This window comes from Pseudomonas sp. PS02303, assembly GCF_029959925.1.
GTDB lineage: Bacteria > Pseudomonadota > Gammaproteobacteria > Pseudomonadales > Pseudomonadaceae > Aquipseudomonas > Aquipseudomonas mandelii.
The window spans coordinates 1-4,750 of record NZ_JASCOM010000357.1 but is presented as its reverse complement, the minus strand read 5'-3'; the positions used below and the strand labels follow the sequence as shown (position 1 = coordinate 4,750).

Sequence of the window (4,750 nt, the reverse complement as noted above, 5' to 3'; positions counted from 1 at the left end):
GGGCAGGCTCGCTCCCACAGTAGATCTTCACCAGACACCGATGTTGTGTACGACAAAAAAACATTGTGGGAGCGAGCCTGCTCGCGATGGCGGTGTATCAGACTGGGACCAATTCTCGGCGGACTACATACATTCCGGCGCTTTCATACAGCCGCTGCGCCCGAAGGTTGTCTTCCAGTACTTTCAAATCCACATAACCTTCCCGGCGGGCCTGAAACACCTGGAACGCGTGGAGCAGTAATGCGCGGCCAAGCCCACGTCGCTGTGCCCGTGGGTGCACCATCAACTTCTTGATGTAGGCGCTGGTCCAGCACTGCGCCACGCCGACGATCCCTTCGGCATCTTGAGCGATGAAGCAGAGCGTGGGGTCATATTCAGGATCGGTTTCAAAACGTCGCTGCCAGATCGCCAATTCCGGCACACGGCCACCGCCTTCCAGGTGACCCAGTTCCATCACGTGATGGACGGCTTGGGCGACTTCGGGACGGTACTCGATCAATTCAATGCCGACCGGCCACGTGATTGCGGGCACCGCCTCGGCAAGGTTGCGCCGCATCAGCAAGCAAAAGCGTTCGGTCATGACTCAGTGACCTTGTTCGGCGACGGCCTTGGCCGCTTCGATCAGGCACCGGGTCAGTTCTGGCGAGGAGAACTTGGTCAGCACCGCGTTGGCCCCGGCCAGACGCGCTTTCTCACTGTTCATCGCGCTGTCCAGCGATGTGTGCAGCAACACATAAAGGTGCGAGAAGTCCGGCGTCTCGCGCAGGGTGCGGGTGAACGCGTAGCCGTCCATCTCCGACATTTCGATGTCCGAGACGATCAGGTTGATCTGCTGCGCCGTGCCTTGCAGGTCCAGCAGGCAGTCGATGGCTTCCTTGGCGCTGCGGGCGGTGTGGCATTGCAGGCCGAGGTTGCGCAAGGTGTGAACCGATTGCTGCAGCGCGACCTGGCTGTCGTCGACCACCAGGATCCGAGCGTTACCCAGCACTTCGGCGTCTTCCATGCTCAGTTCGGTCGGGGCCATTTCGATCTGCGCCGGGGCGATGCCGTGGATGACCTTTTCGATGTCCAGCACTTGCACCAGGGTGCCGTCGACCGAGGTCACGCCGGTGATGTACGAGCGCACGCCGCCGGAGCCGAAGGGCGGCGGGCGGATGTCGGTGGTCAGGCAGTGGACGATCTTGCTCACGGCCTGAACGTGCAGGCCCTGTTTGGAGCGGCTGACGTCGGTGACGATCAGGCAGCCACCATTCGGGTCTTCCAGTGGCCGCTCGCCGATGGCGCGGCTGAGGTCGATCACCGACAACGAGGCGCCGCGCAAGGTGGCAATGCCTTTGACGTGTGGGTGCGACTCCGGCAGCTTGGTCAGCGGCGGGCAGGGGATGATTTCGCTGACTTTCAGCAGGTTGATTGCCATCAGCTTGCCGCTGCGCAAGGTAAACAGCAGAAGCGAAAGTGAGTCTGCGCGGGCTTTGGTGGTGGACATAAAAACCTTCTGTGGAAAAAGGTGATGGGCGAGTAAAAAGTCGCCAAAAACTATTGATGCCGGGTTATCGACTTGTTGGGGGCAGGCTTTAGGCTAAATACCCATTCCCGGCCCAACGGCGAACCCTGTGGCGAGGGAGCTTGCTCCCGCTGGAGTGCGAAGCACTCCCGATCAGGTGATGTGTGTTATCAGACTATCCGCATTTTCAGGTTTTGCGGCTGCTTCGCAGCCGAGCGGGAGCAAGCTCCCTCGCCACAGCGGGGGGGTTATTTCATCCCTAGGCGCTTGGCCATCCGCCCGAGGTTCGCCCGATCCAGGCCCAACTCGCGCGCCGCGCTTGCCCAGTTGTCGTGGTGCCGTTCCAGGCAAGCGCTGATCAATTGGCGCTGATAATTTTCGGTAGCCTCTCGCAAATCCCCCGACACCAATGCCATTGGGGCCGCCGCCGGTTGCTCGGCGACCACTTCGATGCTGCCATTGGGCAAATCCAGATCCGCCGCACTCAAACTCAGAATCTTCGGCCGTACCTTGCAGTTACCCAGCGCTTTCAAGGCGCTGCGACCAATCAAGTGCTCCAGCTCCCGCACATTCCCCGGCCAGTCGTATGCCAGCAATGCCACTTGCGCGTCGCTGTTCAGGCGCAGGCTGTTAAGGCCCATCCGCGAGCGGTTCTGTTCCAGGAAATAACCGCTGAGCAGCAACACATCGCGCCCGCGATCGCGCAGGGCCGGTACCAGCAGCGGGTATACGCTCAAGCGGTGATAGAAGTCGGCACGGTAGCGGCCGCTGCGCACTTCTTCGGCCAGGTCGCGGTTGGTTGCTGCGATCAGGCGCACGTCCACCTGATGTTCTTTATCCGACCCCAGGCGCTGCAATTGACCGCTTTGCAGCACCCGCAACAACTTGGCCTGCACGGTCAGGGACAGTTCGCCGACTTCATCAAGAAACAGTGTGCCGCCATTGGCCAGTTCGAACTTGCCGCGCCGATCGCTGGTGGCGCCGGTGAAGGCGCCGCGCACATGGCCGAACAATTCGCTCTCCACCAGGGTGTCCGGCAGGGCGGCGCAGTTGAGGCTGATGATCGGTTTGTCCGCCCTTGGCGAAGCGGCGTGAATCGCCTGCGCGACCAATTCCTTGCCGACCCCGGTTTCGCCGGTGATCAGCACGGTCAGGTCGCTGCCGCCCACCAGGCTGATCTCTTCCACCAGGCGTTTATGCGTCTTGCTTTGCCCGATCATCTCGCGGTTTTGCTGGCCGCTGGCCTGGCGGTAGACCTCGGCGCGCTGATGCTCGTCTTCGGCGCGATTGGCCAGGCGTTCGATGCGTTCGGCGGCGTTGACGGTGGCCGCCGCGAGGCTGGCGAAGGCTTGCAGGGCGTCCAGTTCGATGGGTTCAAATTTTTCCGGGTCGAGGGCGTCGAGGGTCAGCAAGCCCCAGGGACGCTCGTCGATGAACAACGGGCAGCCCATGCAGTCGTGAACTTCCAGATGCTCGTCGAGGCCGTCGACCAGACCGTCGTAAGGGTCCGGCAAGTCGCTGTCGGCGGCGAACCGCGTCGGGCCGTGGCTGCTGAGCAACGCTTCGAAACGCGGGTGCTCGCTGACTTTGAAACGGCGGCCCAGGGTGTCGGTGCTCAACCCGTCGACGGCCAGCGGCACCAGCCATTCGCCATCCAGGCGCAGCAGGGCGGCGGCATCGCAGGGGAGCAGGGCGCGCATGGCTTCGAGCAGGCGTCGATAACGCTCGCCTTCGGGCAGTTCGCGGGACAGGTCGGAGACCAGCGGTAGCAGGGCGGTAAGCAAGGATTTTGCAGTCATAGTGACTCCGTGTAGTCGGGATGACTATAAGCCAGCGTGTGTCGATATGACTACTGTGTTTATAAGTTATTGTTTTTAAAGGGTTAAATAGTTGGCATGGAAAGTGATAGCTATAGGGTCATCAGTTAGCAATCCAAAAGTAGCCCAGGAGTCACTTTATGCTTAGCGTTCAAGACCGTGCCATCGTCAAATCCACCGTGCCGTTGCTGGAAAGCGGTGGCGAAGCGCTGATCACTCACTTCTACCGCATGATGCTCTCGGAATACCCGGAAGTGCGCCCGCTGTTCAACCAGGCTCACCAGGCCAGCGGTGATCAGCCGCGCGCCCTGGCCAACGGTGTTCTGATGTACGCGCGCCACATCGACCAGCTCGATCAGTTGGGCGACCTCGTCGCCAAGATCATCAACAAGCACGTGGCCCTGCAAATTCTGCCGGAGCACTACCCGATTGTCGGCACTTGCCTGCTGCGTGCGATCTCCGAAGTGCTGGGCGAAGAAATTGCCACCCCTGAGGTGATGAGTGCCTGGGGCGCGGCCTACGGTCAGTTGGCCGACATCCTGATCGGCGCCGAAACCAGCATCTACGATCAAAAGGAACAGGCCCCCGGTGGCTGGCGCGGGGCGCGGGAATTCATCGTGGCGGCCAAGGTCGAGGAAAGCGCGGAAATCACCTCGTTCTACTTCGAACCTGCCGACAAAGGCGCGATTTTGGCAGCGGAACCGGGCCAGTACATCGGCATGAAACTGATCCTCGATGGCGAAGAGATCCGTCGTAACTACTCGCTGTCGGCGTTGGCCAACAAGGGCCAGTACCGCATCAGCGTCAAGCGTGAAACCGGTGGCCGCGCCTCCAACCACTTGCACGATCAGTTGCACGTTGGTTCGAGCATCCAGCTGTTCCCGCCATCGGGCGAGTTCACCCTGACCGCCAGTGACAAACCGCTGGTGCTGATCAGCGGTGGTGTCGGCATCACCCCGACGCTGGCGATGCTGGAAGCGGCGCTGGCCACCGAACGGCCGGTGCACTTTATCCACTGCGCGCGTAACGGCAGCGTTCATGCATTCCGCGACTGGATCGATGGCTTGGCCGAGCGTCACCCGCAACTCAAACGCTTCTATTGCTACGCCGAAGATGATGGCGTGAGCCCGGCGGCAGACACGGTCGGGCTGTTGAGCCGCGAGCAACTGGGCGAGTGGCTGCCGGAGCAGCGCGATCTGGATGCTTACTTCCTGGGGCCGAAAGGGTTCATGGCGGCAATCAAGCGTCACCTCAAGGCGTTGGGTGTGCCGGAGAAGCAGAGCCGTTACGAGTTCTTTGGGCCGGCTTCGGCATTGGAGTAACTGTTTGCGGCGACTCGGGAGACCGAGTCGCCTGCTTCGCGGGCAAGCCCCGCTCCTACAGGTTTTGTACCGTTGCGCAATCGCGCGAACAACACAAAACCTGTAGG

At 61.3% G+C, this 4,750-nt stretch carries 4 protein-coding genes; 1 reads left to right on the top strand and 3 read right to left on the bottom strand.

Features of this window, described 5'->3' with window-relative positions:
* Positions 1 to 97: 97 nt before the first annotated feature.
* From QMX98_RS32500 to norR, 3 genes are all read right to left on the bottom strand, one after another.
* Entirely contained in the window at positions 98 to 556 is a 459-nt protein-coding gene (locus QMX98_RS32500) for a GNAT family N-acetyltransferase (protein WP_154912505.1), read from the bottom strand.
* Between the two features lie 27 nt (positions 557 to 583).
* Positions 584 to 1,486: a chemotaxis protein gene (locus QMX98_RS32495; RefSeq protein ID WP_010458072.1), complete on the bottom strand. Its 903-nt coding sequence runs from the start codon at positions 1,484 to 1,486 to the stop codon at positions 584 to 586.
* 266 nt (positions 1,487 to 1,752) lie between these two features.
* Entirely contained in the window at positions 1,753 to 3,303 is a 1,551-nt protein-coding gene (norR, locus tag QMX98_RS32490) for a nitric oxide reductase transcriptional regulator NorR (RefSeq protein ID WP_083375783.1), read from the bottom strand.
* 158 nt (positions 3,304 to 3,461) lie between these two features.
* Between norR and hmpA the strand changes: the two genes are divergently transcribed.
* A complete protein-coding gene (gene hmpA, locus QMX98_RS32485; RefSeq protein ID WP_010458067.1) occupies positions 3,462 to 4,643 on the top strand; it encodes an NO-inducible flavohemoprotein in 1,182 nt (393 codons plus the stop codon).
* Positions 4,644 to 4,750 lie beyond the last annotated feature (107 nt).

What these genes read in the sequence shown, in the direction of transcription:
- QMX98_RS32500 (WP_154912505.1), bottom strand. Translation starts at nt 556, where the DNA reads ATGCGGCGCAACCTTGCCGAGGCGGTGCCCGCAATCACGTGGCCGGTC.
- QMX98_RS32495 (WP_010458072.1), bottom strand. Translation starts at nt 1,486, where the DNA reads ATGTCCACCACCAAAGCCCGCGCAGACTCACTTTCGCTTCTGCTGTTT.
- norR (WP_083375783.1), bottom strand. Translation starts at nt 3,303, where the DNA reads ATGACTGCAAAATCCTTGCTTACCGCCCTGCTACCGCTGGTCTCCGAC.
- hmpA (WP_010458067.1), top strand. Translation starts at nt 3,462, where the DNA reads ATGCTTAGCGTTCAAGACCGTGCCATCGTCAAATCCACCGTGCCGTTG.